This window comes from Pseudomonas sp. R4-35-07 (genome assembly GCF_003852235.1).
In the GTDB taxonomy this organism is placed as follows: Bacteria; Pseudomonadota; Gammaproteobacteria; order Pseudomonadales; family Pseudomonadaceae; genus Aquipseudomonas.
In genome coordinates, this window is sequence record NZ_CP027732.1 from 5,142,566 (window position 1) to 5,169,393 (window position 26,828).

A 26,828-nucleotide genomic window follows, 5' to 3' on the forward strand; every position below is an offset into this window, starting at 1 on the left:
AAAATGTGGGAGGGGGCTTGCCCCCGATAGCGGCCTCACAGGTTCGGCGCAATCACCTGACACAACCGCGCCAGCGCTTCCAGCATCTGCCCGCTGGGCCGTTCCAGGCCCTTGTCCGGCACCAAGCGCACGCGTGCCATCATCGTTGGCCACACCTTCCAAGCCTCCAGTTGCGCCTGGTCGCCCACCAGGATCAGCTCTGGATCACGCTGCAACACTGATTCGATACTGACCTGCGGCGCCGGCAGCGTGAGGTCGTCGAACACGTTACGCGCCCCGCACACCGTCAACGCATCACTGATGATCTGCCCACCGCCCACGGTGTACAGCGGCTGGTTCCATACCTGGTAAAACACCCGCACCGGCTCGGCGCGCTGATAGCGCTGGCGCAGGTCGGCGAGGCGTTGGCGCAGTTTGTCGGCAAGTACTCGGCCGGCCTCCCCGCGCCCCAATTGCTCGGCAATGGCTTGGACCTGAGCGGTCAGTTGTTCAAGGCTATGGGGCTCGGCGATGTACACCGGCAGGTTCAGGCGCTGCAACTGCTCGCGCTGGGCCGCGCCGATGCTGCCGGGCCAGAGCAGGATCAGATCGGGCTTGAGGCTGAGCAGGCGTTCCATGTCCAACTGGCCGTAGCGGCCGACCGATGGCACGTTTGCCAATTCCGTCGGACGATCGCCGCCATCGAGCACGCCGACCAATAAATCAGCGGCCCCCAACTCGACCACGATTTCGGAAAGCGACGGCGCCAGGCTCACCACCCGCTCGACCGCCACCACCTGGGCGCTCAATACCAGCAGCAACGCCAGCCCGTAGCGCTTCATCCCAACTGACGCGGTATGCGATAGAGGTAAAACAGCACCATCGTCGACAGCGCCAGCAAGAACAGCGGCACCGCTTCCAGGCCGACGAATACCGCCAGCGCACCGATCCAGGCTGGCAATGCCGCCACCAGCAAGGCCGTGCGTCGACGCGCCGCAAGGGCGATCCAGGCGGCGGGTTCTTCCGGGGTGTCGAGGGCTTTGGAGGTGGCGATCAGCGCGTGTTTATAGGCGTGAAAATAACGCAGGCTGAGAAACATCGAGGCCACGCCGGCGATAAACAACGGCATGGCCAGTACGGGCAGCAGGGACTCGGCGCGGCCGAACACCAGGTTGATCACAAACAATGGCAGCAATGCCAGGGCCAGGTACTGCCACCAGTTGAAGGACAATCGCCGTTTCACCTGGCCGCGGGTCACGCGCGGTCGACCTCGCCTTGATGCTCATTGCCCATCATGTGGTCGAGCTTGCTGGCTTTGGTGGCCAAGTAGAGTTTGTTGTGCGGGTTGTGCCCGGTGTGCAGCGGGACGCGCTCGGCCACGGTGATACCCATTTCGGTCAAGGCTTTGACCTTGCGCGGGTTGTTGGTCATCAGGCGCAGGGATTTCACGCCCAGGTGCTCGAGCATCGGCAGGCAGATGGCGTAGTCACGCTGGTCGGCGGCAAAGCCCAGGCGCTCGTTGGCTTCCACGGTGTCGGCGCCGCCATCTTGCAATTCATAGGCGCGGATCTTGTTCAGCAGGCCGATGCCACGGCCCTCCTGTCGCAAGTACAGCAGAACGCCACGGCCTTCACGGGCGATGGCCTGCATCGCGGCTTCCAATTGCGAACCGCAGTCACAGCGCTGGCTGAACAGCGCGTCGCCGGTCAGGCATTCGGAATGCACGCGGCCCAGCACCGGCGCACCATCAGCGATATCGCCCAGGCTGAGCACAACGTGCTCGCGCCCGGTGGCTTCTTCGAGAAAGCCATGCATGGTGAACGTGGCAAAGGGGGTAGGCAGCTTGGAAGCGGCGACGAAAACGACGGGCACCGTGTGCTCCTGATTTCAGATTTCACAGAGGCGGGCATTGTAACAGCCTGTTCCTACAGACGCTTAAGCTGAATGATCGCTGATAAAGATCAATAGGTTCGATTGGCCTTCGGCTTGGTTCTATGCAGGTCAGAACGGATACGGCTGTTTCCAGCGTTCGAAAATCGGCTTCAACTCGCCGTTTTTCACCAGGGCGGTCATGCGCCGGTCGTAGACTTTCATCAATGCCCGCCCGCGTTCGTTATCGGCAAAGGCTATATAGAGCGGCAGTTCCATGATGTGGGTGAGGGTGAACCGGGACGGGTCGTCGGCCTGACTGAGCACGTACTTGGCCTCGGTGAGGGCCTCAATGTAGAAGTCTGCATGGCCGTATTGCAGCATCGCTAAAATGCCGCTGCGGCGCTGAATCTGGTTGAAGCGGCGCACATTCGGCAAATATTTCTCGTATTTATAGCCACGCACCCAGGCCAGGCGGTAATCACCGAGCGTCGCCAGGTTGGGCGTGGGCAACGTGGCCAGCCCGAGGGCATAGATAGGGTCGGAATCGAAAGGCCAGTGCGGGTACAGCACCTGGTCAGCTTCGTCGCGATAGACACCGACGCAGCCATCCACCTCGCCACGCTGGGCCAGGCCAATCGAACGGGTATAGGGCGCGCTGTGGATTTGCAGGGTGACGCCTGCCGGTTCAAACACCCGGCGCAACACGTCCCAGGCCAGGCCGCTGCCATCCTTGCCGGTATAGTCGTTCCACTCCTCGCTAGCCAGCATGATCTTGCCAGGCACCGGGACTTCATCCGCCTGGAGCACAGCGGTAAAGGCGCACAGCATGACCAGCAACCAGCGGCGCACACTCATAGTGACGGCTTCCTACGTGGAGATATTCATATGAAGGGTAGCCCAGAGCGTCGGCTACGGCAGCTCGCGGAAATGCTGATAGCCGTGCACTGCCGGGGTAATGTCCTGGCCGTGGCTGTCGAGCAGCGTCACGCCCTGCCCCGCTTCGGCCCGTCCGATCACATGGATCGGCCAGCCATTGGCCCGCAACGGTGCCAGTTCGGCCTGGGGTAGCGTGAACACCAGCACATAGTCGTCGCCCCCACTCAACGCGGCCACACGGGCCTCGTCGTTGCCGACAAACGCCAGCAATGCCGCCGACAACGGCACCGCATCGCGCTCGATCAACAGGCTGACAGCTGATGCCCTGGCGATATGCCCGCAATCGGCCAATAACCCGTCGGAGATATCCATGGCCGAGGTTGCTTTACCGCGCAGGGCCAGGCCCAACGCCAGTTGCGGCTGCGGCGACCAATAGTGGGCGAGCAGCGGTTCGGCGATGGCGGCTGCCGCGCTGCGCTGACCCAATACCAGCGGCAAGGCCCCGGCCGCATTGCCCAACTCCCCACCGACGCACAGCAGATCCCCCGGCCGCGCACCGCTACGCGTCAAGGCAAGCCCGGCCGGCACGCGGCCAAACACGGTCAAGGTCAGGCTCAGCGGCCCGCGCGTGGTATCGCCGCCCACCAGGCCCACGTCGCAGCGTTGCGCCATGGCGTTCAAACCCTGGGCATAGCGTTGCAACCAGTCGGCATCGACGGTCGGCGTGGTCAGGGCAAGGGTAAACGCGAGGGGGTGGGCGCCCATGGCGGCCAAATCGCTCACCGCCACAGCCAGCGAGCGCTGGCCGAGCAGGAACGGGTCACACGGGTCGGCAAAGTGCACGCCGGCCACCAAGGTGTCTGTAGAGACTGCCAGCTGCTCCCCGGCAGGGAGCGCGAGCAAGGCGCAGTCGTCGCCGATCCCCAGGGCAATGCCTTCGCCGCCTTGCGCACAGGGCGCGGCGGCGAAGTAGTTGCGGATCAGCTCGAACTCGCCCACGGGACTCAAGCGCAAATCAGCGCTTGTGTTCCTTCACTTCGGCTTCACGCAGGCGCGGAGCCAGCTTGTCGAGCACGCCGTTGACAAACTTGTGGCCGTCGGTCGAACCGTAGACTTTCGCCAGTTCGATGCCTTCGTTGATCACCACGCGGTACGGTACGTCGACGCGCTTGAGCAGTTCCCAGGTGGACAGGCGCAATACGGCCAGTTCAACCGGGTCCAGCTCTTCGAGGGTCAGGTCCAGGCATGGCGACAACGCGGCGTCGATCTCGGTCAGGTTGGCCGGAACACCGTGCAGGATGTCGTGGAAGTAGCTCTGGTCGGCGAAGGTGAAATCGTTGTCGACGCGAAATTGCGCTTCGATTTCGTTCAGCGACGTACCGGCCATGTGGCGCTGGTACAGGGCTTGGGTCGCGAGCTGGCGGGCGGCGCGACGCTTTTCGCTTTTCGACGGTTTGCCGGCGTCGGCTGGACGCTCGTCGCGAGGGTTGAAACGATCGCTCTCGTCGGAAATCACTTGGCCTCCAACTGCGACAGCAGGCTGACCATTTCCAGGGCGGACAGGGCAGCTTCAGCGCCTTTGTTACCGGCCTTGGTGCCGGAACGCTCGATGGCTTGCTCGATGGAATCCACGGTCAGCACGCCGAATGCGACCGGCACGCCGAACTCCATGGACACCTGGGCCAAGCCCTTGGTGCATTCGCCCGCCACGTATTCGAAGTGCGGGGTACCGCCACGAATGACCGCGCCCAGGGCGATGATCGCCGCGTATTCACCCTGCTGGGCAACCTTTTGCGCAACCAGTGGAATTTCGAAGGCGCCAGGGGCACGGATAATGGTGATGTCGCTCTCGCTCACACCGTGGCGAACCAGGGCGTCAACGGCACCGCTTACCAGGCTTTCAACCACGAAGCTGTTGAAGCGGCCAACCACCAGGGCATAGCGGCCTTGGGGGGCGATGAAGGTACCTTCGATGGTCTTCAGGGTCATTCGACAAATCTCTTAAAGAGCCGGGACGCGAAAAGTGCGTCCCTCAGTGATGATTTAACCGCGAACAAGGGGCAAAAATCGCCAGCCTTTATTCGAAGGGCACGTATTCTACAACTTCCAGATCGAAACCGGATATCGCATTAAATTTCATCGGTGCGCTCATCAGGCGCATTTTGCGCACACCGAGGTCGCGCAGAATCTGCGAACCGGCACCGACAATGCTGTAGGTGGTCGGTTTTTTCACCGGCGCGTGCTCCGCCGTTTCGCGGATATGTGCCAGCAACACGTCGCCATCCAGCGGGTGACCAAGCAACAGCACCACGCCACTGCCCGCCTCGGAAACCGCGGCCATGGCGGCGCGCAGGCTCCAGCGGCCGGGCTGCTTGACCATCAGCAAGTCGCGCAGCGGGTCCATGTTGTGCACGCGCACCAGGGTAGGCTCGTCGGCGCAGATATTGCCCAGGGTCAGGGCCATGTGCACGTCGCCTTCCACTGAATCACGGTAGGTCACCAAATTGAATTGGCCCAGTTCGCTGTCCAGCGGCTGCTCGGCAATCCGCTGAACGGTACGTTCGTGAATCATGCGGTAGTGGATCAGGTCGGCAATGGTGCCGATCTTGAGGTTGTGTTCGGCGGCAAACGCTTCGAGTTCGCTGCGACGGGCCATGGTGCCGTCGTCGTTCATCACTTCACAGATGACGCCGCTCGGCTCGAACCCGGCCATGCGCGCCAGGTCGCAGGCCGCTTCGGTATGGCCGGCGCGGGCCAGGGTACCGCCCGGTTGGGCCATCAGCGGGAAGATGTGGCCCGGGCTGACGATGTCTTCGGCCTTGGCATCCTTGGCGGCGGCGGCCTGCACGGTGCGGGCGCGGTCAGCGGCGGAGATGCCGGTGGTGACGCCGGTGGTGGCTTCAATCGATACGGTGAACTTGGTGCCGAAACCCGAGCCATTGCGCGGCGCCATCAATGGCAGCTTTAGCAGTTCACAGCGTTCGCGGCTCATGGGCATGCAGATCAACCCACGGGCGTGCTTGGCCATGAAGTTGATGTGCTCTGGCTTGCAGGCCTCGGCGGCCATGATGATGTCGCCTTCGTTCTCGCGATCTTCGTCATCCATCAGGATGACCATCTTGCCTTGGCGGATGTCTTCAACCAGTTCTTCGATGCTATTGAGCGCCACGCGGCACCCCCTTGGTCAGGATTTCAGGTAGCCGTTAGCGGCCAGAAAACTTTCGGTGATGTTACCCGATGCAGGCTCTGCGGCCTTTTCGCCGAGCAACAGGCGCTCCAGGTAACGGGCAAGCAAGTCCACTTCCAGGTTCACCCGGCGACCTGGCTGGTAGGCGGCCATGATGGTTTCGCTGAGGGTGTGGGGAATGATGGTCAGTTCGAATTCGGCGCCATTGACGGCGTTCACGGTCAGGCTGGTGCCGTCGACGGTGATCGAGCCTTTGTGGGCGATGTACTTGGCCAGCTCCTTTGGCGCGCGGATACGAAATTCCACGGCGCGCGCGTTTTCGCTGCGCGCCACGACTTCGCCGACGCCATCGACATGGCCGCTGACCAGGTGGCCGCCCAGGCGTGTGGTCGGCGTCAGGGCTTTTTCCAGGTTGACCGGGCTGCCGGCCGCAAGATCGCTCATCGCGGTGCAGTCCAGGGTCTCGCGGCTGACATCGGCGGCAAAGCCATTGCCCGGCAGATCGACGACGGTCAGGCACACACCGCTGACGGCGATGCTGTCGCCCAGCTTGACGTCGCCCAGATCGAGCTTGCCGGTTTCAACCAGCAGGCGGATGTCGCCGCCCTTGGGGGTCATGGCGCGGATGCTGCCGATGGCTTCGATAATGCCGGTGAACATGTCGTGCTCCTGAAAACGGGGGGCTGACGCTTGCGCGCAGGCCGGGAATTATACGCTCGCTGCCGGCAGCGGGACGGCGGTGATTCGCCAGTCGTCGCCAACCGCGCGCATGTCAGTGATCTTGAGGTGGGGGGCGTCGACGAGTTTCTCAAGCGGCCAGTCCAGCAAGGGCCGGGCAGCGGAGCCGAGGAACTTGCCGGCGACGAAAATCACGTATTCGTCGACCAGGCCCTGCTGGGCAAACGCGCCCGCCAGGCTAGGGCCCGCTTCCACCAGCACGTCGTTGACGCCACGGGCGGCCAGTGCCACCAACGCTGAACGCAGGTCGACCTGGCCCTCCACGCCTGGCACCACCAGGCACTCGGGGCCACGGGGAAACTGGTTTTCCGCGGTCACGCATGTGATGACCAACGCCGGGCCCGCCTTGAAGAAAGGTGCATTGAGCGGCACGCGCAGGCGACCGTCGATCAATACGCGCAGCGGCGGACGCGACATGGCCAGGGCGGTGGTGTGGGCATCCAGGCCCAGCTCGGCGGCGCGCACGGTCAGGCGCGCGCCGTCGGCCAGCACCGTATCGGCACCGGTCAGCACCACACTCGCTTCGGCGCGCAGGCGCTGGACGGCGGCGCGGGCGGCGGGGCCGGTGATCCATTGGCTTTCGCCGCTGGCCATTGCGGTGCGCCCGTCCAGGCTCATCGCCAGTTTGACCCGCACAAACGGCAGGCCCTGTTCCATGCGCTTGAGAAAGCCAGGGTTCAGCGCGCGCGCTTCAGATTCCAGCACGCCGCTGCGAATCTCGATCCCGGCCTGGGCCAAGCGCTGCATGCCGCGCCCCGCCACTTCCGGGTTGGGGTCCTGCATGCCGGCCACTACCCGCGCCACACCGGCGCTCACCAGCGCATCGGCGCAGGGCGGCGTGCGGCCGTGGTGGCTGCACGGCTCGAGGGTCACGTACACCGTAGCGCCACGCGCCTTGTCACCGGCGGCGCGCAAGGCATTAGGTTCGGCGTGGGGCTCGCCGGTACGCTCATGCCAGCCTTCGCCGACAATCTGCCCATCGCGCACGATCACGCAGCCCACCCGTGGGTTGGGATGGGTGGTGTACAGGCCCTTGCGCGCCAATTCGAGGGCGCGGGCCATGTAATGGGCGTCGAGCACAGCCTGTTCAGCGGTCATTGTTTGGAAGGCTCACGGGCCAGGCGGTCGATTTCTTCGCGGAACTCATTGAGGTCCTGGAAGCGTCGGTACACCGAGGCGAAACGGATATAGGCGACTTCATCGAGCTTTTGCAGCTCGCCCATCACCAGCTCGCCCACCACCAGGCTCTTGACCTCGCGCTCGCCGGTCGCGCGCAACTTGTGCTTGATATGCGCCAGCGCCGCTTCCAGCCGCTCGACACTCACCGGGCGTTTTTCCAGGGCGCGCTGCATACCGGCGCGCAGTTTTTCTTCGTCAAAAGGCTGGCGGCTGCCGTCGGACTTGATCAGACGTGGCAATACCAGTTCGGCGGTTTCGAAGGTGGTGAAACGCTCACCGCAGGCCAGGCATTCGCGCCGGCGACGCACTTGGTCGCCCTCGGCGACCAGACGCGAGTCGATGACCTTGGTGTCGTTGGCACCGCAGAAGGGACAGTGCATGGTTGGCAGGCAACAAAAAATGGGAGGGCCATGGTAGCGCATCCCCGTAGCAAGACAAGCCATAGCCTTTACGGTATATAGGCAGGCTTATATGTTTCATATTTTTAAGCCACGGATTTTGTCCTTTCTGGAGCCGTACATGCAGTTACGACCACTTGTTTTGATCACCCTGTTCAGTTTTCTGGTCGCCTGCAGCAGCGAAGCCCCCAAGCCTGCCGCGCCGCAGCCAACCCCTGCACAAGAGAAAAAAGTCCCCGGTATAGAAGACCTCGGCCCCCTGCCCGCCTACCAGCGTGAAATCAGCGGCAACCTGACCAACGTGCCGGCCGGCGCCGAAGTCGAAATGGCGCTGCTGGTGATCGACGACCGCTCGCGTCCGCAACAACTGCTTGCCAGCAGCGTGTTGACCGGCAACGGCAAGCCCCTGGCCTTTCGCCTGCGCTTCAACCCCGAAGCGTTCCCGGCCGGTGCGCGGGTGGAATTGCGCGCTCGCGCCAGCCAGTCTGGCCAGTTAATCCTGCACCTGCCCGCCGTGCGCATCACCCAGGCGATTACCCAGACCACCGGCCCCCTGCAGCTCGTCAAGGCACCATGACGCCACCGCTGCACCTGCAACGCGCCCTGAGCGAGTTGATCGGCGACGCACAGCTGGTGCCCTGCACGCTGCCGGGCACCGAACTGTCGTTGTGGCTGCTCGACGCCGACAACATGGACCGCGCCTTCAGCCAGGAAGAAACCCGACGCATCCTGCACGAGCCGCCCTACTGGAGCTTTTGCTGGGCCAGCGGGCTGGCGCTGGCGCGCTATCTGGCGGCGCATCCCGAGTGGGTCGCGGGCAAGCGCGTGCTGGATTTCGGCGCCGGTTCCGGCGTGGCCGCGATTGCGGCGGTCAAAGCCGGTGCATTGGAGGTGGTGGCCTGCGACCTCGATCCGCTGGCGCTGGCCGCTTGCCGGGCGAATGCCGAACTCAACGGGGTGAAACTGAGTTATTCGGCGGACTTCTTCACCGAAGCCGATCGCTTCGACCTGATCCTGGTGGCCGACGTGCTTTACGACCGCGCCAACCTGCCGCTGCTGGACCAGTTCCTGACCCGTGGCCGCGAAGCCCTGGTGGCGGATTCGCGGGTGCGCGATTTCCAGCACGCGCGTTATCAGCGCCTGGAAGTACTGGACGCATTGACCCTGCCGGACCTGGCCGAGCCTTGGGAGTTTCGCAAGGTGAGCCTGTACCATTCGCGGCGCACTTGAGGCCTTCGCGGGCAAGCCCCCTCCCACATTTGACCGCGCTCGCTTTCAGCCAACCGCGCCAGCCCTTATAGTTGCCCCCATTCCCGCTTTATTCGAGACGCCTCATGAGTGAGCCCACGCCGTACATCTTCGACGTCACCACCGCCAACTTCGACCAGGCGGTGATTCAGAACTCTTTTGAAAAACCTGTGTTGGTGGATTTCTGGGCCGAGTGGTGCGCGCCGTGCAAGGCGCTGATGCCGATGCTGGCGCAGATTGCCGAGAGTTATCGCGGTGAATTGCTGTTGGCCAAGGTCGATTGCGAGGCCGAGCAGGACATCGTGGCGCGTTTTGGGATTCAAAGCCTGCCGACCGTGGTGCTGTTCAAGGACGGCCAGCCGGTGGATGGGTTTGCCGGGGCGCAGCCGGAGTCGGCGGTGCGGGCGATGCTCGAGCCCCATGTGCAGATGCCGCCACCGGCTGCGGCGGATCCGCTGGAGCAGGCACAAGCATTGTTCGCCGAAGGCCGCATCAGCGATGCCGAAGCCGTGCTGGTGGCGCTGCTGGGCGAAGACAACACCAACGCCGCCGCGCTGATCCTGTACGCGCGCTGCCTGGCCGAGCGCGGCGAACTGGATGAAGCACAAACCGTGCTGGACGCCGTAAAAGGCGATGACCACAAAGCTGCCCTTGCCGGGGCCAAGGCGCAAATCACCTTCCTGCGCCAGGCGGCCGACCTGCCGGACGCCGCTGACCTGAAAAGCCGCCTGGCGCAGAACCCGCAGGATGACGAAGCGGCCTATCAGTTGAGCATTCACCAACTGGCGCGCCAGCAATACGACGCCGCGCTGGAAGGCCTGCTCAAGCTGTTTATCCGCAATCGCAGCTACAGCGAAGGCCTGCCGCACAAGACCTTGCTGCAGGTGTTCGAGCTGCTGGGCAACGATCACCCGCTGGTCACGGCGTACCGCCGCAAATTGTTCGCTGCGTTGTATTAATCGCCAATCCAGCTGTACAGCGGCGTATCCCCGCCGCTGGTCACCTTCACCTTGGCGCTATGGCGCAGGCGCACCAGCAGGCGTTTGCCCGCGGCGGCATCGCCGGCCAACCCTTCCAGTTGATCGAGCAGCTCCAGGCCGCTGAGCTGCCCGGCGTTGCGCAACAGATCCTGGGCGTTCTGCCATAGATCCTCACTTTGCCTGAGCGGTACCGCAGTCGACTCGGTAGGCACCGGGGCGGCCTGCAGTTGCGCGCCCAACCGCGCCCAATCGCCGTCGTCCAGCTCCAGGGTCAAGTCCACCGGCAGGTCGCCAACGGTTCCACGAATTCGCAACATCGTCCTTACTCCTGCATTTTTTCTGACGGGCATGCTCCCATGCAGCTTGCGCAACGCCAAGCGGGCGGTCAAACTCTCGGCACCAGTGTTATAAGATCACATAACAAAACTTTCATCTTTGGAGTCCTGTCATGCGCCGTCTGCTGCTTGCTTTGCCGTTTGCCCTGCTGCCACTGGCGGTCGCTCATGCTCATGAAGATCACGACCATGAGCACGCCAGCCTCGGTGCCCATGAACATGGCGTGGGCCGTCTCAATGCGGTGCTCGACGGCCAGTCCCTGGAGCTTGAACTGGACAGCCCGGCCATGAACCTGGTGGGTTTCGAACACGTCGCGACCAGTGCCGCCGACAAGGCCAAAGTCGCCGCTGCGCGCAAACAGCTGGAAAGCCCGCTGGTGTTGTTCAAGCTGCCCAAGGCCGCCGGTTGCGTCGTCAGCTCCCAGGAACTCAACAGCCCGCTGTTCGGCGATAAACCGGAAGCCGATCACGATGACGACGATGGCGATGACAATGACCACGCCACCGACGGCAAAGGCGTCGCCGCCCACGAACACCATCACGACCACAGCGAAATCCACGCCCATTACCAGTTCACCTGCGCCACGCCAGAGGCACTGAGCAACCTGGACCTGAGCCAAGTGTTCAAGACCTTTCCCGCCACCCAGAAGATTCAGGTACAACTGATCGGCCCGAGCGGCCAGCAAGGTATTGACGCGACCGCCACTGCAGCCACCCTGAAGTTCTGAGTTCACATGACCCATGCATTGATCCAACTGTCCGACCTGGGCTTCAACTGGCCCGGCCACCCGCAGTTGCTGGACATCCCCGCGTTCCGCCTGGAGCCGGGGGAAACCCTGTTCCTAAAGGGCCCCAGCGGCAGTGGCAAAACCACCTTGCTCGGACTGCTCGGCGGTGTGCAGACGCCCAGCCGGGGCAGTATCCGCCTGCTCGGCCAGGAGCTGACCGAACTTTCGGCCGGCGCCCGTGACCGTTTCCGGGTGGACCACACCGGCTATATCTTCCAGCAGTTCAACCTGCTGCCGTTTTTGTCGGTGCGCGAGAACGTTGAGCTGCCGTGCCACTTCTCCAAACTGCGTGCACAGCGAGCGATCCAGCGCCACGGCAGTGTCGACCAGGCCGCGGCGACCTTGCTGGCACACCTGGGCTTGAAAGACCCGGACCTGCTCGAGCGCCGCGCCGACTCGCTGTCCATCGGCCAGCAACAACGGGTGGCCGCCGCCCGTGCGCTGATCGGCCAACCGGAACTGGTGATCGCCGACGAACCCACCTCGGCCCTCGACTACGACGCGCGCGAGGCATTCATTCAGTTGCTGTTCGCCGAATGCCGCGACGCCGGGGCCAGCCTGTTGTTTGTCAGCCACGATCAAAGCCTGGCGCCGCTGTTCGACCGCAACCTGTCGCTGGCCGAACTCAATCGCGCCGCCGCGCCCGCAGAGGTTTGAGATGTATCTGTTTCGTCTAGCCATGGCCAGCCTGGCTAACCGCCGCTTTACCGCGATCCTCACCGCCTTCGCCATCGCGCTTTCCGTCTGCTTGTTGCTCGCGGTGGAACGCGTGCGCGTGGAGGCGCGCAACAGCTTCGCCAGCACCATCAGCGGCACCGACCTGATCGTCGGTGCGCGCTCGGGCTCGGTGAACCTGCTGCTGTACTCGGTGTTCCGCATCGGCAACGCCACCAATAACATCCGCTGGGACAGCTATGAGCACTTCGCCGCCAACCCGCAGGTGAAGTGGGCGATCCCGATTTCCCTCGGCGATTCCCATCGCGGTTACCGGGTGATGGGCACCAACGCGTCGTACTTCGAGCATTACCAGTACGGGCGCAAACAGAACCTCGAGCTGGCCAGTGGCCGCGCCTTTGCCACCGACCCGTTCGAGGTGGTGCTCGGTGCCGAAGTCGCCGATGCACTGCACTACAAACTTGGCGACAAGCTGGTGCTGGCCCATGGCGTGGCGGTGGTCAGCCTGGTCAAGCACGATGACAAGCCCTTCACCGTGGTCGGCATCCTCAAGCGCACCGGCACGCCGGTGGACCGCACGCTGCATATCAGCCTCGGTGGCATGGAGGCGATCCACATCGACTGGCACAACGGCGTGCCGGCCCAGGGCAAAGGCCGTATCAGCGCCGATCAGGCGCGCAATATGGACCTCACCCCGCAAGCCATCACCGCCTTCATGCTCGGCTTGAACAACAAGATTTCCACCTTCGCCCTGCAACGGGAAATCAATGAATTCCGTGGCGAGCCGATGCTGGCGATTCTGCCGGGCGTGGCGCTGCAAGAGCTGTGGAGCATGATGGGCACGGCCGAAAAAGCCCTGTTCGTGATTTCGCTGTTCGTGGTGCTGACCGGTTTGATCGGCATGCTCACGGCGATCCTCACCAGCCTCAACGAACGCCGCCGCGAAATGGCGATCCTGCGCTCGGTGGGCGCGCGGCCGTGGCATATCGCAACGCTGCTGATCTTCGAGGCTTTCGCTCTGGCCCTGGCCGGCGTGGTGGCAGGTTTGGGTTTGTTGTACCTGTGCATTGCCGCATCGCGGGGTTATTTGCAGGCCAATTACGGCCTGGACCTGCCGATGGCGTGGCCGAGCGAATATGAATGGACGTTGCTCGCCGGTATCCTGGCGGCGGCGTTACTGATGGGCAGCGTGCCCGCATGGCGTGCCTATCGCCAGTCGTTGGCCGATGGACTGTCGATTAGGCTGTAGAACAGCCGCTGCAAGCTTTTAGCCTCAAGCTGCAAGCGAATCGGCTTTTACTTGAAGCTTGCAGCTAGTAGCTACCCACTGAGGAGTCTTCATGCGTCGTGCCCTGTTTGCCCTGTTATTGCTGGTGGCCGTGCCTGCCTGGGCCGAGGAGCAGCCCAGGGATTTGTCGTGGCAGGAAATGATCCCACCGGATGCGCCACCGGAAGTGCCCAATATGAAACCGCTGCATGACCTGTCGAACATGGCCGATGCCTTGTCCGTCGAGGCCGCGCCGGCTGCCAGGCAGGACCTGCCCAACGCGCCGGTGGTGCAGAGCCTGGACGGCCAGCATATTCGCCTGCCGGGTTACATCGTGCCGCTGGAGGTGAGCGAAGAAGGCCGCACCACCGAGTTCCTGCTGGTGCCGTATTTCGGCGCGTGCATCCATGTGCCGCCGCCGCCGTCGAACCAGATCGTGCATGTGAAAAGCGAAGTCGGCGTGAAACTCGATGAGCTGTACCAGCCGTACTGGATCGAAGGTGCGATGCAGGTCAAGCCGTCGTCCAGTGAGTTGGCCGACGCCGGTTACCAGATGGATGCCGAGAAGATTTATATGTACGAACTGGAGGAATAACCCCTCCCTGCAAACACACCGCAGATCAAAATGTGGGAGGGGGCTTGCTCCCGATAGCAGAGTGCCAGTCAACAGTGTTATTGGCTGACCCACCGCCATCGGGAGCAAGCCCCCTCCCACAGTTTTTACCGCGTGGTTGCCCTTTCATTGAGCTGAGTCAACAGATCGAGCGGAACGATCTTTACCATTGGACGTACAACTTTTAACGTCCTTTTGGAGCTCCCATGAACAAGTCCCTGCTCGGCGCGTCCCTGTTCGCGCTCGCCCTCGTCGCCCCTGTCGCTCACGCTCACCAAGCGGGCGACATCCTGATTCGCGCCGGTGCAATCACCGTGAATCCGAAGGCCGACAGCAGCAGCGTCAAGGTTGACCAGGGCCCATTGGCGGGTACCAACCTGGGCGGCAAGGCGACCATGAGCAGCGACACCCAACTGGGCTTGAACTTCGCCTACATGCTCACCGATCACGTCGGTATCGAACTGCTGGCCGCCACGCCGTTCGAGCATGACGTAAAAATCAAGAACACCGCCCTCGGCGCCGCCAACGGCAAGCTCGGCACGCTGAAACACCTGCCGCCGACCTTGAGCGTCGTGTACTACCCGCTGGACCACCAGTCGGCGTTCCAACCGTATGTGGGCGCCGGTATCAACTACACCTGGATCTACGACGAGCACGTCGGCAGCCGTGCCGAACAGGCCGGGTTCAGCAACTTCAAGGCCGAGAATTCCTGGGGCTGGGCCGCGCAGATCGGCGCCGACTACATGATCAACGACAAATGGATGATCAACGCGCAGGCGCGCTATATCGATATCAGCACCAAGGCGACGGTGGATAACAATGCGTTGGGCCAGGGCACCCGGGCCAAGGTCAACGTGGACGTCGACCCGATGGTTTACATGGTAGGTATCGGCTACAAGTTCTAAGCAACACGCATAACCAAAATGTGGGAGGGGGCTTGCCCCCTCCCACATTGGGTTTTGGGTTGTGTCAGGTGTGGCGGTAGAAGCGGTCGAGCAGCGCCGGCAAGCCCGCCCGCCACGCCCGTGGCTTGATGCCAAAAGTGTGCAGGATTTTCTTGCAGGCCAGCACCGCGTGTTGCGGTTCTTCTGCCGCATCCGGCCGCGCCGCGTGGGCTTGGGCGGTCGGCGACTCGATGGCCAGTGGGTGGAAGTTGCGCGCTTCGGTGAGGATCGCCTGGCCCAGCGCCAGCGGTGTGGTCGCCTCGTGGCCGGCATAATGGTAGGTGCCCCACAGCGGCGCCGCGCAATCGAGTTGCTTGAGCACGGAAATGATCACCCGCGCCGCATCGTCCACCGGCGTCGGGTTGCCGCGACGGTCGTCCGCCATCAGTAATTCATCCGGCTGTTCGGCCCGGGCCAGGAAGCGCCCGAGGGTACCGTCGACGCTGTCATCGAGCAGCCAGCCAAAGCGCAGCAGCACATGTTGCGGGCAGGTGGCGCGTACGCTCTGCTCGATACGCCACAACGCCTGGCCGCGCAGGCCCAGGGGCACCGGCTCGTCTTTTTCGCTGTAGGCGGTGGCGCGGGAACCGTCGAACACGCGGTAGCTGGACGGTTGCAGCAGGGTAATGCTGTGGTGCTGGCACAGTTCGGCGAGGCGTTCGATGGCGAATTCCTGGGAGGCCAGGCGGGTTTCGCTGACCGCTTCGGCCTGGAACCAGTCGAAATAGTAGGCGAGGTTGATCAACGCATCGGGACGGGTGTCGTCGAGCAACTGGGTGAGGCTTGCGGCATCCCAGCCGTCTTGGGGCGGTTTGGGGGCGAGGAAACCAATGTCTTCCTCTGCACCGAGGCGAATCAGCGCCTGCCCGAGGGCATTCCCGCCGCCCAGTAACATAAGGCGCATTCGCATAGATTGAGCAGGCCCGGTCTGTTTGGAACGATGGTTGTGTCGGCAGGCGCGTGAGCCTTGCCGTAGGTTTATTCCAGAATCGTTGCATTTTGCGGGTTTGTAGCGCAACCGTCACGGACAAAGTAGGTGTTTGCAACTTGTTGGAGCAGGTGGCATCAATCACTACATGAACTTTCCCGAATCAACGGACAAGGCACTGGACGGCTTCCACCCCGCCGTCAGTACCTGGTTCCGCAGTACCTTCCCCTCGGTGACGGGCGCGCAGGCCCAGGCGTGGCCGCTGATCCGACAGCGCCGCTCGACGCTGATCGCCGCGCCGACCGGTTCGGGCAAGACCCTGACCGCCTTTCTCGCGGTGCTGGACGACCTGGTCCACCAGGGTCTGGCCAATGGCGGCCAATTGCCCGATGAAACCCTGGTGGTCTACGTTTCGCCCCTCAAGGCACTCTCCAACGATATTCAGATCAATCTGCAAAACCCACTGGCAGGCATCACCGAGCACCTCGAGAAACAAGGCCTGCCGCCGTTGGTGATCCGCACCGCAGTGCGCACCGGCGACACCCCGCAAAAAGACCGCGCCCAGATGCGCAAGCGCGCGCCGCATATCCTGGTCACCACCCCGGAATCGCTCTACGTGCTGCTCGGTTCGGACTCGGGCAGGCAGATGCTCGCCAGCACGCGCACGGTGATCGTTGATGAAATCCATGCGATTGCCGCCGGCAAGCGGGGCAGTCACCTGGCGCTGAGCCTGGAGCGCCTGCAAGCGTTGTGCGCCGAGCCGCTGACGCGCATCGGCCTGTCGGCCACGCAAAAGCCCATCGAAGCGGTCTCGCGGTTTTTGGTCGGCACCGGGCGCGAATGCGCCATCGTCGACATCGGCCACGCCCGCCCGCGCGACCTGGATATCGAAGTGCCACCGGTGCCGCTCTCGGCAGTGATGGCTAATGATGTGTGGGAACTGGTCTATAACCGCCTCGCCGAACTGGCCCGTGAACACCGCACCACCCTGATATTCGTCAACACGCGACGCCTGGCCGAACGCCTGGCGCGGCACCTGAGCGAGCGCCTGGGCAAAACGGCCGTGGCCGCCCACCATGGCAGCCTGGCCAAGGAAATGCGCCTGGACGCCGAGCAACGTCTCAAGGCCGGTGAGCTGCAAGTGCTGATCGCCACCGCGTCCCTGGAACTGGGGATTGATATCGGCGATGTGGACCTGGTCTGCCAGATCGGCTCGCCCGGCTCCATCAACGGTTTTCTGCAACGGGTCGGTCGCTCCGGGCATCAGGTCGGCGGCACGCCCAAGGGCCGCCTGTTTGCCACTACCCGCGACGACCTGATCGAATGCGCCGCCCTCCTCGATTGCGTACGCCTTGGCGAACTCGACACCTTGCACATTCCTGTGGCGCCGTTGGACGTGCTGGCCCAGCAGATCATCGCCGAGGTCAGTGCCCGCGAATGGTCGGAGGCGGCCCTGCTGAGGCTTATTCGCCGCGCCGCGCCGTATGCCGAGCTGGATGAGCACCACTACCAGGCGCTGTTGCACATGCTTGCCGATGGCTACAACGGGCGCCAGGGTATCCGCAGCGCCTATCTGCACCGTGACGCCGTGACCCATACCCTGCGCGGCCGCCGTGGTGCCCGGCTCACGGCGGTGACCAGCGGCGGCACCATTCCCGACAACGCCGACTACAGCGTGCTGCTGGAGCCCCAGAGCCTGAACATCGGCAGCGTCAACGAAGACTTCGCGGTGGAAAGCATCGCTGGCGATATCTTCCAGCTGGGCAATACGTCGTACCGCATCCTGCGGGTAGAAGCCGGCAAGGTGCGGGTCGAGGACGCCCATGGCCAGCCACCGACCATTCCGTTCTGGCTGGGTGAAGCGCCAGGGCGCAGCAATGAGTTGTCGGCGGCGGTGGCCCGTTTGCAGGGACAGCTGGATCAGCTGCTCAGCGCCAGCCCCGGCGACCTGCTCCCGGCGCAGGCCTGGCTCACTGATACGCTGGGTTTGAACCGCGCCAGCGCCGAACAAATACTGGATTACCTGGCCCGCGCACGCCTGGCCCTCAGCGCGTTGCCGTCCCAGGACACGTTGATCATGGAGCGGTTTTTCGACGAGTCCGGCGGCACCCAGTTGATCATCCACACGCCCTTTGGCAGCCGCATCAACCGCGCCTGGGGCCTGGCCCTGCGCAAGCGTTTCTGCCGCACCTTCAACTTCGAGCTGCAAGCGGCGGCCAGCGAAAATGCGATTGTGCTGTCGCTGTCCACCAGTCACAGCTTCGCCCTCGATGAAGTGTGGCGTTACCTCAACAGCAACAGCGCTGAACACCTGCTGATCCAGGCGGTGCTGGATGCGCCGCTGTTCGGCGTGCGCTGGCGCTGGAACGCCGGCGTGGCGCTGGCGTTGCCGCGCTATACCGGCGGGCGCAAGGTGGCGCCGCAGATCCAGCGCATGAAAAGCGAAGACCTGATCGCCAGTGTGTTTCCCGACCAGATTGCCTGCCTGGAAAACCTCGCCGGCGAACGCGAAGTGCCCGACCATCCGCTGGTGGAACAAACCCTCGACGACTGCCTGCACGAAGCCATGGACAGCGATGGCTGGCTGGCCCTGCTGCGGCGCATGGAAGCGGGCGACATTCGCATGGTCAGCCGCGACCTGCCCGCGCCCTCGCCGATGGCCGCCGAGATTCTCAGCGCGCGCCCCTACACCTTTCTCGATGACGCGCCCTTGGAAGAGCGTCGAACCCAGGCCGTGCTCAACCGCCGCTGGAGCGACCCGCAAAGTACCGACGACCTCGGCGCACTGGATGCCGAGGCCATCGCCGGCGTACGCGAAGAGGCCTGGCCGGCGCCCCAGGGGCCGGATGAAATGCACGAAGCGCTGATGAGCCTGGCCTGCATTGCAAGCCAGGAGGTCACGCCGCAATGGGCCGAGTGGTTGCACACCTTGACCGAGGCCGGACGCGCTTACCCGCTGCCCAACGGCCTGTGGGTGGCCGTGGAACGCTTGAGCTGTTTGCAGGCGATTTACCCGCACACACTGGCGCTGCTGCCCGGTTTCGATGAACCGTGGACATTCGATGAGGCTTTGGTGGAAGTGCTGCGCGCCCGCCTGGGCGGTTTCGGCCCGTTGACGCTGCCCGAGATTGCCGCGCCGCTGGCGTTGCCCGCCGCCACCGTGGCCCAGGCATTGGCGCGGCTGGAGCAGGAAGGCTATGTGCTGCGCGGGCACTTCAGCCCCGGCGCCGTTGAGGAGCAATGGTGCGAACGGCACCTGCTGGCGCGTATTCATCGCTACACGGTCAAGCGCCTGCGCCGGGAAATCGAACCGGTGGCGCTGCAGGATTTCATGCGTTTTCTGTTCGACTGGCAGCACCTGTCCGACCACGCGCGTGGCCAAGGCAGCGCGGTGTTGCCGCAAATCGTCGGCCAGTTCGAAGGCTATGCCGCCGCCACCTCGGCGTGGGACAGCGACCTGCTCAGCGCGCGGATCAAGGACTACTCGTCAACCTGGCTCGACGACTTGTGCCGCAGCGGTAAACTGGTGTGGACGCGCCTGAGCCACAAGGCCGGCGCCATGGCCTTGCGCAGCACGCCGATCGTGCTGTTGCCGCGCAGCCAGGTGCCGCTGTGGAGCGGGCTGACCGAACAGACGGACAGCACGACGTTGTCGCCCAAGGCGCAAAAAGTCCATTTGGCCCTGCGCGAACAGGGCGCATTGTTTTTCGATGAGCTGGCGCACGAAGCCCATCTGCTGCGCAGCGAGCTGGAAACCGCGTTGCAGGAGTTGGTCGGCGCAGGCTTGGTCAATGCCGACAGCTTCGCCGGGCTGCGCGCCCTGACCACACCCGCCAGCAAACGCCAGGCACGCAGCAGCCGGCGTGGGCGCGGCGCCTTTATCGGCGGCATGGACGACGCCGGGCGCTGGGCCCTGATTCGCCGCGCGCCGAGCGACGCCGGTGCGCATTCGGCCGAGACGCTGGAGCATGTGGCAATGACCCTGCTGCGCCGCTATGGCGTGGTGTTCTGGCGCTTGCTGGAGCGCGAGGCGGACTGGCTGCCGAGCTGGCGCGAATTGCTGCGCACTTTCCATCGGCTGGAGGCCCGGGGCGAAATTCGCGGCGGGCGGTTTGTCAGCGGGTTGGCGGGTGAGCAGTTTGCATTGCCGGAGGCTATCCCGTTGCTGCGCGAAGTAAGGCGGCGCCCTCACGACGGTAGCTTGATTGCCGTGTGCGGGGCGGATCCGTTGAATCTGGTGGGTACGCTGTTACCAGGCAATAAGGTGCCGGCGGTGAGTGGCAATCGGATTGTGTATCGGGATGGGGTGCCGGCGGCGGTGATGGTGGGCGGTAAGCAGCAGATTTTGTCGGAGGTGGATCAGCAGGCGGTGCAGGAGAAGTTGATCAGGCATTGAGTTTGAGGGCCTCATCGGGGGCAAGCCCCCTCCCACATTTTGATCTGTGAACCCAATCAAGTGTGGGAGGGGGCTTGCCCCCGATGGCGTCAGCTCAGCCACACCATCACTGTGAGCGAGGCTGCTCGGTCAACATCACCGCCTCCGGCTCATCCACCTGGGCAGTGCGCTTGGGCAACAACACCTGCTGTGGATAAGTTTGCGCGAAATGCACCTCATCGCAGTTATCCACAAGCTTTTTCAGACGCTGGTTAAACGCACGGCTCACCGCATATTGCCCACCTGACACGGTACGGAACTGCGCTGTCAGCACCACGCCGTTAAGGTCCATCTTGTCGACCCCAAACACCTCCAGCGGCCCTTGCAGGTTGTACTTGAGGAACACATCGTCGCGGATCGACTGCCCGGCCTCGCGGATCAGCTCCACGGCTTTGTCCACGTCGGTGTCGTAGGTGAACTGCACCGAGAAGAACGCATAAGCGAACTGCCGCGACTGGTTGGTGACGGCCTTGATCTGCCCGAACGGCACCGAGTGCACGAAGCCCTTGCCGTCGCGCAGGCGCAGGGTGCGGATGGTCAGGCCCTCGACGGTGCCGGCATGGCCGGAGTCGAGCACCACCCAGTCGCCGATCGACAGGGTGTCTTCGATGATAATGAACAGGCCGGTGATCACGTCCTGCACCAATTGCTGCGAACCGAAACCGATGGCCAGGCCGACCACACCGGCACCCGCCAGCAGCGGCGCGACGTTGATGCCCAGGTTGGCCATGGTGGTGATCGCACAAATCACCACGAGAATAATCTTCACCGCGTTACGCAGCAGCGGCAGGATGGTTTTCACGCGGGTGCTGGGCTGGCGGCTGGAGCGCTTGTTCACCGGGGGTTTGAGCGCTTCCTGAATCGCGGTATCGAGCACCACCCAGAACAGCCAGGTCATCAGCAGGATCAGGCCGATGCTGCTGAGGGAATCGCTGATCGCTCGGCCCACCGAGTTGCGCTGGGCAAACTCGAACAACGACACGCCCCAGATCCGCCCGAGGATTTCGATAAAGGCGATGGCCATGACGATGCGCAATATCGCGTGCAACAGGCTGAGAAAGCGCTCCTTGTAGGCGCTGCTGCGCTGGATCGCCACTTGGCTGCGCGACTTGAACAAGTGTTGCAGCACGGTGCTGAGGAATACAGTGCCGATCAGCAGGATCGTGGTGAACAAGGCACAGCGCAGAGCTTTTTGGTTGTCGTCGCCGGCACCGATCAGGTTGATCGCCGACACCAGCACCATCAGCAGAATCGGCCAATACCAAAGCCCGGAAAATACTCGCAATGACTGTTGCAACGCCGGGTGCTTGAGGCGCTGGGCCAGCGGCCGATTACGAATCAGATGCGCCACCGGACGCCGCAGGCGCACCACCAGCACGCCGAAGATCAGCGTGGCGAACAGGCCGGTAAACACTGCGATGCTGCTGGTGATATTGCCGCCGAACTGGCGGGCGATCTGCGGGCTGGTCAGTGCATCGCTGAGGGCCGCGAGAAAGCCGATCAGAAACAGCGGTTTGGGGCAGTAGTCGCGAATGATCTGCACCGCCGGGCGCTTGTGGCCGAGGTTGAACATGACAATGACGCACAGCAGCATTGAGGTGGAAAAGATGCCGCTACTGGTGGCATAGGCAAAACACAGCGCCAGCGCCCGGCCCACGGAGTTGACTAGAAAGTGGCTGACAGACAGCGTCAACGGCAGGCAGATAACCGCCGGGATGGTGTAAGGCACCACGTACCCCAGCACCGCCAGCAGGCGCGCCCGGCGCTGGAAAAACACCCGCTGGCTCAAGCGCCGGACGATCAGGCGCCCCAGCAGAGTCAACAGCGCAAAGGCGCCGATCCACACCGCCGAAAGCAACAGGAAATCCCCGGCCACGCTCCACGGCGAGCGCGCGGCCGTCTGGTTGACCAGCCGCCCTACTTCGTTGGCGGCGCGGTCGGCGCGCAGGCGCCATTCGTCGATGAAATTCTGGTTGAGGTCCAGCTTCTGCTGCACATCATCGATGCTGGAGCTGATGGCCCCCAGCAGGCCGCCTTCCACCAGCAATTCCGGCTTGGCCGGGGCTTCGGGCTCAGGCGCGGTGGCCGCGGCATACAGTGCGCCATTGCCGCAGAACAGCAGCGCGCCGAGCAGTAATGCAGTCTTGAAATTCAGCAAAACACCGGGCTCCTTCAGAGGGTCTGTTAGGAACTGACGGGTTTGAGCCGTGATCGTTCCCCTGATTCAGCCACCTGTTTCCTACCTTCGGACGCTCGACCGTTTGTAGGAATGTGGAAACTTTCGGTCAAAATTCACAGTCATCCCAACACGCAGGGCAATCGACCCTACCTCAATGGGAGTAAGCATGGCGGCGATTCATATCGGCATTTCCGGCTGGCGCTACACGCCCTGGCGGGGCGATTTCTACCCCGAAGGCTTGACCCAGAAACGCGAGTTGCAGTTTGCGTCACGCGCCGTCAACGGCATCGAAATCAACGGTTCGTTCTATGCGCTGCAAACGCCCAAGCGCTACGCGGAGTGGTATGCCGACACGCCTGAAGGCTTCCTGTTCAGCGTCAAGGCCCCACGCTATATCACGCACATCCTGCGCCTGCGGGATGTGCACAAGCCCATGGCGAATTTCTTCGCCTCCGGGGTGCTGGAGTTGAAAGAAAAGCTTGGGCCGATCCTTTGGCAGTTCCCGCCCAGCTTCAAGTTCGACCCGCCCCTGTTCGAAGTCTTCCTCGCCGAACTGCCCACCGACACCCAGCAGGCGGCCGCCCTCGCCCATCAGCATGAGCCGCGCCTGAATGGCAAGACGAGCATGAAGGCCTACGGCAAGCGGCCCATGCGCCATGCCGTGGAAATTCGTCACGCAAGCTTTGCGGTGCCTGAATTCGTGCAGCTGTTGGATAAGTACGGCGTGGCCCTGGTGGTGGCGGACACCGCCGGCAAGTGGCCGTATGCCGAAGACGTTACCGCCAACTTCATGTACCTGCGCTTGCATGGCGACAAACAGTTGTACGCCAGCGGCTATACCGACGAAGCCCTCAAGCGCTGGGGCGACCGCATCGAGCGCTGGCGTCACGGCAAACAGCCTGCGGATGCGCATCTGATCGACCCGAAACACAAGCCACGCGCCCGCAAACAGCGCGACGTATTCTGCTTTTTCGACAACGACATCAAGGTGCGCGCACCGTACGATGCCCGCCAATTGCTGCAGCGCTTCGGGCTGGATACCAACCTGCTGACGGAGCCCGGACGACTGCCCGAGCCGGGGGTGCTGGCATGACCCAGCCTGAGTTGATCCCCACCACGCCCACCACTGCCATCACGCGCTTTACCGTGCTGACGGTCAATATTCACAAGGGCTTCACCGCCTTGAATCGACGCTTCATCCTGCCCGAACTGCGCGAAGCGGTGCGCAGTGTCGGCGCCGACATAGTGTTCCTTCAGGAGATCCACGGCACCCACGAGCGCCATCCCCAGCGCTACAGCGACTGGCCGAAAATGCCGCAGTACGAGTTCCTCGCCGACAGCATCTGGCCGCAGTTCGCCTACGGGCGCAACGCGGTCTACCCCCACGGCGACCACGGCAACGCGTTGCTGTCGAAATTCCAGATCGTCCGTCACGACAACCTCGACATCTCCCAAAGCGGCCACGAAAACCGTGGCCTGCTGCATTGCGTCCTGCGCCTGCCGGGCACCGGGCAGCAGGTGCATGCGATCTGCATCCACCTGGGCTTGCGTGAGGTGCATCGCCAGCAGCAATTGCGCTTGCTGGAGCAGCGCATCAGCGAGATTCCGGCTGACGCGCCGCTGGTGGTCGCCGGCGATTTCAACGACTGGCGCCAGCGCGCCGACCTCAGCCAGAGCGGCCTCAAGGAGGTCTTCGCCGAAACCCTGGGCAAACCTGCGCGCACGTTTCCGGCGCGCCTGCCGCTGTTGCCGCTGGACCGCATTTACGTGCGCAATCTGACTGTGCATAACCCCCGCGTGCTGACCACGCGCCCCTGGTCGCACCTCTCGGACCATGTGCCGCTGTCGGTGGAGATTGAGCTATGAACGTTGCTGTAGAACATATCGCCACCGATCAACCGCCGGATGACGCCAAGGCGCGTGACCTCGATTACGGCTGGCAGAGTGGCAATCAAATCGAACTGCTGGAGAATGGCGAGGCCTACTTCCCCAAGGTGTTCGAGGCCATGCGCGCGGCACAGCGCGAGATTCTGCTGGAGACGTTTATCCTCTTCGAAGACAAGGTCGGCTTTGAGCTCAAAGACATCTTGATCGAGGCGGCGCAGCGCGGGGTAAAGGTGGTTGCCAGCCTTGATGGCTTTGGTTGCGGCGAATTGAGTGTTTCGTTTTTGCGCGAGCTGGCCGAGGCCGGGGTGGCGGTGCAGATGTTCGATCCGGCCTCGAAAACGCTGGGCATTCGCACCAACTGGTTTCGCCGCCTGCACCGCAAAATCGTGGTGGTGGATGCCGCTGTGGCTTTCATCGGCGGCATCAACTTTTCCGCCGACCACCTGGGCGACTTCGGCCCTGAAGCCAAGCAGGATTATGCGGTGCAGATCGTCGGCCCGGCGGTGGCCGACCTGCACCACTTCGCCCTGGCGCAAAGTGGTCGTCAGGTGCGCACCCGGCGTGGCTGGCGGCGGCGCCCGCAACGCCCTGCGCCGTGGTCCACGTCTGAGGAAGACGGCCTGGTGCGCTTGATTTATCGCGACAACGTGCAGCATCGCGATGACATCGAAGAAGCCTATATCCACGCCTTGAGCAAAGCCCGTACACGCGCCGTGATCGCCAACGCGTATTTCTTCCCCGGCTACCGCCTGCTGCGCGAAATCCGCAACGCCGCGCGCCGTGGCGTGCACGTCCAACTGATCATGCAGGGCCAGCCGGATGTGCTGCTCGCCAAGCTCGCGGCGCGCATGCTCTATGACTACCTGCTCAAGGATGGCGTGGTGATTCATGAATACTGCCAGCGCCCGCTGCACGGCAAGGTCGCCTTGGTGGACGATGACTGGAGCACCGTGGGCTCAAGCAACCTGGACCCGTTGAGCCTGGCACTGAATTTGGAAGCCAATGTGCTGATTCGGGATCGGGCCTTCAATCAGCAGTTGTACGAGAGCCTGGAAGCACTCGCCAGAAACCACTGCCAGACCATGCCGGAGAAACGTAAACCCCGCCTGTGGTTGTGGCGCCTGACCGTGGGTTTCCTGGTGTTTCATGTGATGCGCCACTTCCCGGTCCTGACCGGCTGGCTGCCAGCGCACAAGCCGCGTTTAAAACCCATCGAGAGTCCGGCCCATGACGTCTGAAAAAAAAGGCTCACGGTTCCAGCGCTGGAAGAAACCCCTGACCATTGCGTTCTTCCTGCTGCTGATCGTGCTGTTCACCCTGCTTGCCCGGCGCATCGACTGGAGCGAAGTGCTGCAGACCCTGAGCGAATTCAAAGTGCGCACCTTGCTGATCGCCAGCGCGCTGACAGTGTGCAGCTTTATCGTCTACGCCTGCTTTGACCTGATCGGCCGCACCTACATTCGCCAGCCGTTGCGCTGGAAGCAGATCCTGCCGGTGGGGATCATCAGCTACGCGTTCAACCTCAACCTGAGTGCATGGGTGGGCGGCATCGCGATGCGTTATCGCCTGTACTCGCGCCTGGGGGTGAGCACCAGCAACATCGCCAAGATCCTGGGGCTGAGCCTGGCGACCAACTGGTTCGGCTATATGGCGATCTCGGGGGTGATTTTCAGCAGCGGCCTGGTCACCATGCCGCCGGGCTGGAAGGTCAGCACCACGGCACTGCAAGGCATCGGCGCGCTGCTGGTACTGGCCAGCCTGGGCTACCTGGCCGCCTGCCGGTTTTCGAAAAAACGCGCATGGACGATTCGCGGCATGGAAATCAACCTGCCGTCGCTGCGCATGGCGTGTTTGCAATTGATGCTGGGCGCGTTGAACTGGGCGCTGATGGCGGCGGTGATTTTCACACTGCTGCCGTCGAAACTGGATTATCCGCTGGTGCTGGGGGTGCTGCTGATCAGCGCGATTGCCGGGGTGCTTACGCATATTCCGGCGGGGCTTGGCGTGCTCGAAGCGGTTTTTATCGGCCTGCTGCAGCATGAAGCGTCACGCGGGAGTTTGCTGGCCGGGTTGATTGCTTATCGGGCGATCTATTTTATTTGCCCGCTGCTGATCGCACTGGTGATGTATTTGGGTGTGGAAGCTAAGGCCAAGGCGTTGCGGGTCAAGAAGACGGCCTGATACGAAGTTGAAACAGACTGATCGTCCCCACGCTCCGCGTGGGCATGCAGCCCGGGACGCTCTGCGTCACCCGTGCGCATTAGCTTGGCTTGACGCGGAGCGTCCCGGGAGGCATCCCCACGCAGAGCATGGGAACGAT

27 protein-coding genes are annotated in these 26,828 nt (G+C 63.2%); 13 read left to right on the forward strand and 14 right to left on the reverse strand.

Features of this window, described 5'->3' with window-relative positions:
• Positions 1–35: 35 nt before the first annotated feature.
• From C4J89_RS23490 to nrdR, 11 genes are all read right to left on the reverse strand, one after another.
• Positions 36–821 carry a cobalamin-binding protein gene (locus C4J89_RS23490; RefSeq protein ID WP_124415699.1) on the reverse strand — a complete coding sequence of 262 codons (786 nt, stop codon included), beginning with the start codon at positions 819–821 and terminating at the stop codon, positions 36–38.
• On the reverse strand, positions 818–1,237 hold the full coding sequence (locus C4J89_RS23495; RefSeq protein ID WP_124364584.1) for a nuclear FMR1 interacting 1 family protein: 420 nt from the start codon (positions 1,235–1,237) through the stop codon (positions 818–820). The genes C4J89_RS23490 and C4J89_RS23495 overlap by 4 nt, the downstream gene beginning before the upstream one ends.
• Positions 1,234–1,851 (reverse strand): GTP cyclohydrolase II, encoded by a 618-nt coding sequence (gene ribA / locus C4J89_RS23500; protein WP_124364585.1) that lies wholly within the window; start codon positions 1,849–1,851, stop codon positions 1,234–1,236. The genes C4J89_RS23495 and ribA overlap by 4 nt, the downstream gene beginning before the upstream one ends.
• 129 nt (positions 1,852–1,980) lie before the next feature.
• Complete coding sequence (locus C4J89_RS23505; RefSeq protein ID WP_124415700.1) at positions 1,981–2,706, reverse strand: ABC transporter substrate-binding protein; 726 nt, start codon at positions 2,704–2,706, stop codon at positions 1,981–1,983.
• 54 nt (positions 2,707–2,760) lie between these two features.
• Positions 2,761–3,726, reverse strand: coding sequence for a thiamine-phosphate kinase (thiL, locus tag C4J89_RS23510; protein WP_124416063.1), 966 nt, complete (start codon positions 3,724–3,726; stop codon positions 2,761–2,763).
• Between the two features lie 16 nt (positions 3,727–3,742).
• Positions 3,743–4,243, reverse strand: a complete 501-nt coding sequence (nusB, locus tag C4J89_RS23515) for a transcription antitermination factor NusB (RefSeq protein WP_101273191.1) — start codon at positions 4,241–4,243, stop codon at positions 3,743–3,745.
• Positions 4,240–4,716: a 6,7-dimethyl-8-ribityllumazine synthase gene (gene ribE, locus C4J89_RS23520; RefSeq protein ID WP_122539990.1), complete on the reverse strand. Its 477-nt coding sequence runs from the start codon at positions 4,714–4,716 to the stop codon at positions 4,240–4,242. Before ribE ends, nusB begins: the two co-directional genes overlap by 4 nt.
• A gap of 88 nt (positions 4,717–4,804) precedes the next feature.
• Positions 4,805–5,896 carry a bifunctional 3,4-dihydroxy-2-butanone-4-phosphate synthase/GTP cyclohydrolase II gene (gene ribBA / locus C4J89_RS23525; protein WP_124415701.1) on the reverse strand — a complete coding sequence of 364 codons (1,092 nt, stop codon included), beginning with the start codon at positions 5,894–5,896 and terminating at the stop codon, positions 4,805–4,807.
• Between the two features lie 15 nt (positions 5,897–5,911).
• Positions 5,912–6,574 (reverse strand): riboflavin synthase, encoded by a 663-nt coding sequence (locus C4J89_RS23530; protein ID WP_124364588.1) that lies wholly within the window; start codon positions 6,572–6,574, stop codon positions 5,912–5,914.
• Between the two features lie 48 nt (positions 6,575–6,622).
• The gene (ribD, locus tag C4J89_RS23535; RefSeq protein WP_124405409.1) at positions 6,623–7,750 is read right to left on the reverse strand and encodes a bifunctional diaminohydroxyphosphoribosylaminopyrimidine deaminase/5-amino-6-(5-phosphoribosylamino)uracil reductase RibD; all 1,128 of its coding nucleotides are present in this window, start codon (positions 7,748–7,750) and stop codon (positions 6,623–6,625) included.
• Entirely contained in the window at positions 7,747–8,211 is a 465-nt protein-coding gene (gene nrdR, locus C4J89_RS23540; RefSeq protein WP_124364590.1) for a transcriptional regulator NrdR, read from the reverse strand. Before nrdR ends, ribD begins: the two co-directional genes overlap by 4 nt.
• A gap of 139 nt (positions 8,212–8,350) precedes the next feature.
• Here nrdR and C4J89_RS23545 point away from each other — a divergent pair, with 139 nt between their 5' ends.
• The 3 genes from C4J89_RS23545 (at position 8,351) to trxA (ending at position 10,436) form a co-directional block, all read left to right on the forward strand.
• The gene (locus C4J89_RS23545; RefSeq protein ID WP_124364591.1) at positions 8,351–8,806 is read left to right on the forward strand and encodes a YbaY family lipoprotein; all 456 of its coding nucleotides are present in this window, start codon (positions 8,351–8,353) and stop codon (positions 8,804–8,806) included.
• Positions 8,803–9,459, forward strand: a complete 657-nt coding sequence (locus C4J89_RS23550; protein ID WP_124415702.1) for a methyltransferase — start codon at positions 8,803–8,805, stop codon at positions 9,457–9,459. Before C4J89_RS23545 ends, C4J89_RS23550 begins: the two co-directional genes overlap by 4 nt.
• Positions 9,460–9,563: 104 nt before the next feature.
• Complete coding sequence (gene trxA / locus C4J89_RS23555; protein ID WP_124364593.1) at positions 9,564–10,436, forward strand: thioredoxin; 873 nt, start codon at positions 9,564–9,566, stop codon at positions 10,434–10,436.
• On the opposite strand, the gene C4J89_RS23560 is transcribed toward trxA, so the two are convergent.
• Positions 10,433–10,774 (reverse strand): hypothetical protein, encoded by a 342-nt coding sequence (locus tag C4J89_RS23560; protein ID WP_124364594.1) that lies wholly within the window; start codon positions 10,772–10,774, stop codon positions 10,433–10,435. The two genes, trxA and C4J89_RS23560, sit on opposite strands and share 4 nt — an antisense overlap.
• Before the next feature lie 131 nt (positions 10,775–10,905).
• Here C4J89_RS23560 and C4J89_RS23565 point away from each other — a divergent pair, with 131 nt between their 5' ends.
• The 5 genes from C4J89_RS23565 to C4J89_RS23585 all read left to right on the forward strand — a co-directional run bounded on the left by C4J89_RS23565 (position 10,906) and on the right by C4J89_RS23585 (position 15,040).
• Positions 10,906–11,520, forward strand: a complete 615-nt coding sequence (locus C4J89_RS23565) for a DUF2796 domain-containing protein (RefSeq protein ID WP_124364595.1) — start codon at positions 10,906–10,908, stop codon at positions 11,518–11,520.
• A 6-nt stretch (positions 11,521–11,526) separates the two neighbouring features.
• Positions 11,527–12,237 (forward strand): ABC transporter ATP-binding protein, encoded by a 711-nt coding sequence (locus C4J89_RS23570; protein WP_124364596.1) that lies wholly within the window; start codon positions 11,527–11,529, stop codon positions 12,235–12,237.
• 1 nt (position 12,238) lies between these two features.
• Positions 12,239–13,504, forward strand: coding sequence for an ABC transporter permease (locus tag C4J89_RS23575; protein WP_124364597.1), 1,266 nt, complete (start codon positions 12,239–12,241; stop codon positions 13,502–13,504).
• Between the two features lie 91 nt (positions 13,505–13,595).
• Positions 13,596–14,117, forward strand: coding sequence for a DUF3299 domain-containing protein (locus C4J89_RS23580; protein ID WP_124364598.1), 522 nt, complete (start codon positions 13,596–13,598; stop codon positions 14,115–14,117).
• Positions 14,118–14,341: 224 nt separating this feature from the next.
• Positions 14,342–15,040, forward strand: a complete 699-nt coding sequence (locus C4J89_RS23585; protein ID WP_124368519.1) for an OmpW family protein — start codon at positions 14,342–14,344, stop codon at positions 15,038–15,040.
• 64 nt (positions 15,041–15,104) lie between these two features.
• On the opposite strand, the gene C4J89_RS23590 is transcribed toward C4J89_RS23585, so the two are convergent.
• Positions 15,105–15,989 (reverse strand): sugar nucleotide-binding protein, encoded by an 885-nt coding sequence (locus tag C4J89_RS23590; RefSeq protein ID WP_124364600.1) that lies wholly within the window; start codon positions 15,987–15,989, stop codon positions 15,105–15,107.
• Between the two features lie 166 nt (positions 15,990–16,155).
• On the opposite strand from C4J89_RS23590, the gene C4J89_RS23595 reads away from it, so the two are divergent.
• A complete protein-coding gene (locus C4J89_RS23595; protein ID WP_124415703.1) occupies positions 16,156–20,403 on the forward strand; it encodes a DEAD/DEAH box helicase in 4,248 nt (1,415 codons plus the stop codon).
• Between the two features lie 106 nt (positions 20,404–20,509).
• On the opposite strand, the gene C4J89_RS23600 is transcribed toward C4J89_RS23595, so the two are convergent.
• A complete protein-coding gene (locus tag C4J89_RS23600) occupies positions 20,510–22,600 on the reverse strand; it encodes a mechanosensitive ion channel family protein (RefSeq protein ID WP_124415704.1) in 2,091 nt (696 codons plus the stop codon).
• 187 nt (positions 22,601–22,787) lie between these two features.
• On the opposite strand from C4J89_RS23600, the gene C4J89_RS23605 reads away from it, so the two are divergent.
• From C4J89_RS23605 to C4J89_RS23620, 4 genes are read left to right on the forward strand one after another with little or no spacing between them, the layout of a single operon-like run.
• Entirely contained in the window at positions 22,788–23,714 is a 927-nt protein-coding gene (locus C4J89_RS23605) for a DUF72 domain-containing protein (protein WP_124415705.1), read from the forward strand.
• Positions 23,711–24,487 carry an endonuclease/exonuclease/phosphatase family protein gene (locus C4J89_RS23610; RefSeq protein WP_124415706.1) on the forward strand — a complete coding sequence of 259 codons (777 nt, stop codon included), beginning with the start codon at positions 23,711–23,713 and terminating at the stop codon, positions 24,485–24,487. Before C4J89_RS23605 ends, C4J89_RS23610 begins: the two co-directional genes overlap by 4 nt.
• Positions 24,484–25,746 (forward strand): cardiolipin synthase ClsB, encoded by a 1,263-nt coding sequence (clsB, locus tag C4J89_RS23615; RefSeq protein ID WP_124415707.1) that lies wholly within the window; start codon positions 24,484–24,486, stop codon positions 25,744–25,746. Before C4J89_RS23610 ends, clsB begins: the two co-directional genes overlap by 4 nt.
• Positions 25,736–26,689: a lysylphosphatidylglycerol synthase domain-containing protein gene (locus C4J89_RS23620; protein ID WP_124364606.1), complete on the forward strand. Its 954-nt coding sequence runs from the start codon at positions 25,736–25,738 to the stop codon at positions 26,687–26,689. The genes clsB and C4J89_RS23620 overlap by 11 nt, the downstream gene beginning before the upstream one ends.
• Positions 26,690–26,828 lie beyond the last annotated feature (139 nt).

Bases quoted from the DNA above. Each gene is read 5' to 3' on its own strand.
- clsB (WP_124415707.1), top strand. From the start codon at position 24,484: ATGAACGTTGCTGTAGAACATATCGCCACCGATCAACCGCCGGATGAC.
- C4J89_RS23580 (WP_124364598.1), top strand. From the start codon at position 13,596: ATGCGTCGTGCCCTGTTTGCCCTGTTATTGCTGGTGGCCGTGCCTGCC.
- ribD (WP_124405409.1), bottom strand. From the start codon at position 7,750: ATGACCGCTGAACAGGCTGTGCTCGACGCCCATTACATGGCCCGCGCC.
- C4J89_RS23490 (WP_124415699.1), bottom strand. From the start codon at position 821: ATGAAGCGCTACGGGCTGGCGTTGCTGCTGGTATTGAGCGCCCAGGTG.
- C4J89_RS23505 (WP_124415700.1), bottom strand. From the start codon at position 2,706: ATGAGTGTGCGCCGCTGGTTGCTGGTCATGCTGTGCGCCTTTACCGCT.
- C4J89_RS23585 (WP_124368519.1), top strand. From the start codon at position 14,342: ATGAACAAGTCCCTGCTCGGCGCGTCCCTGTTCGCGCTCGCCCTCGTC.
- ribE (WP_122539990.1), bottom strand. From the start codon at position 4,716: ATGACCCTGAAGACCATCGAAGGTACCTTCATCGCCCCCCAAGGCCGC.
- C4J89_RS23545 (WP_124364591.1), top strand. From the start codon at position 8,351: ATGCAGTTACGACCACTTGTTTTGATCACCCTGTTCAGTTTTCTGGTC.
- C4J89_RS23605 (WP_124415705.1), top strand. From the start codon at position 22,788: ATGGCGGCGATTCATATCGGCATTTCCGGCTGGCGCTACACGCCCTGG.
- trxA (WP_124364593.1), top strand. From the start codon at position 9,564: ATGAGTGAGCCCACGCCGTACATCTTCGACGTCACCACCGCCAACTTC.
- C4J89_RS23530 (WP_124364588.1), bottom strand. From the start codon at position 6,574: ATGTTCACCGGCATTATCGAAGCCATCGGCAGCATCCGCGCCATGACC.
- C4J89_RS23620 (WP_124364606.1), top strand. From the start codon at position 25,736: ATGACGTCTGAAAAAAAAGGCTCACGGTTCCAGCGCTGGAAGAAACCC.
- C4J89_RS23570 (WP_124364596.1), top strand. From the start codon at position 11,527: ATGACCCATGCATTGATCCAACTGTCCGACCTGGGCTTCAACTGGCCC.
- C4J89_RS23610 (WP_124415706.1), top strand. From the start codon at position 23,711: ATGACCCAGCCTGAGTTGATCCCCACCACGCCCACCACTGCCATCACG.
- nrdR (WP_124364590.1), bottom strand. From the start codon at position 8,211: ATGCACTGTCCCTTCTGCGGTGCCAACGACACCAAGGTCATCGACTCG.
- C4J89_RS23575 (WP_124364597.1), top strand. From the start codon at position 12,239: ATGTATCTGTTTCGTCTAGCCATGGCCAGCCTGGCTAACCGCCGCTTT.
- C4J89_RS23550 (WP_124415702.1), top strand. From the start codon at position 8,803: ATGACGCCACCGCTGCACCTGCAACGCGCCCTGAGCGAGTTGATCGGC.
- C4J89_RS23590 (WP_124364600.1), bottom strand. From the start codon at position 15,989: ATGCGAATGCGCCTTATGTTACTGGGCGGCGGGAATGCCCTCGGGCAG.
- C4J89_RS23595 (WP_124415703.1), top strand. From the start codon at position 16,156: ATGAACTTTCCCGAATCAACGGACAAGGCACTGGACGGCTTCCACCCC.
- C4J89_RS23560 (WP_124364594.1), bottom strand. From the start codon at position 10,774: ATGTTGCGAATTCGTGGAACCGTTGGCGACCTGCCGGTGGACTTGACC.
- C4J89_RS23565 (WP_124364595.1), top strand. From the start codon at position 10,906: ATGCGCCGTCTGCTGCTTGCTTTGCCGTTTGCCCTGCTGCCACTGGCG.